The sequence below is a fragment of the Neisseria sp. P0022.S009 genome, from assembly GCF_051956675.1.
GTDB lineage: Bacteria > Pseudomonadota > Gammaproteobacteria > Burkholderiales > Neisseriaceae > Neisseria.
On record NZ_JBQCXE010000077.1, the window covers coordinates 1 to 440 of the forward strand.

1 protein-coding gene is annotated in these 440 nt (G+C 53.6%); it reads left to right on the plus strand.

All coding sequences use genetic code 11. The features are described from left to right. Positions 1 to 440, plus strand: a 440-nt coding sequence (locus ACTHUG_RS11510) for a DUF389 domain-containing protein (RefSeq protein WP_440422304.1), incomplete at both ends; no start/stop codon positions are given.

The window sequence follows — 440 nt, forward strand, 5'->3', positions numbered from 1 at the left end:
TGTTAACCCCGCTTAAAGAGGCGCAAAGCGAGCTTTTGGCGCGTACTCAGCCGACCCTTTTGGATGTGTTGATTGCCTTCTTCGGTGGTAGTGCGGGTATTGTGGCGCTGACTCGAAAAGAAGGAGGCAATGCCATACCGGGTGTGGCGATTGCTACCGCATTGATGCCGCCCCTGTGTACTGCGGGCTACGGACTGGCACATGGCAACTGGCACTACTTTCTCGGTGCTTCATATCTTTTTGCCATCAACTGCGTGTTCATCGCTTTTTCGACCTTGTTGTTTTCCAAGCTGCTCAAGCTGCCGCGCAGGGGGTTGGTAACGGAATCCAAACGCCGGTTGCAAAGCATCATTATTACTGCCGTCGTGTTGGCTGTGATGATTCCGAGCGGCTATATGGCATCAGGACTGGTGCGTCAGGAGATCTTCAACACCAGAGCC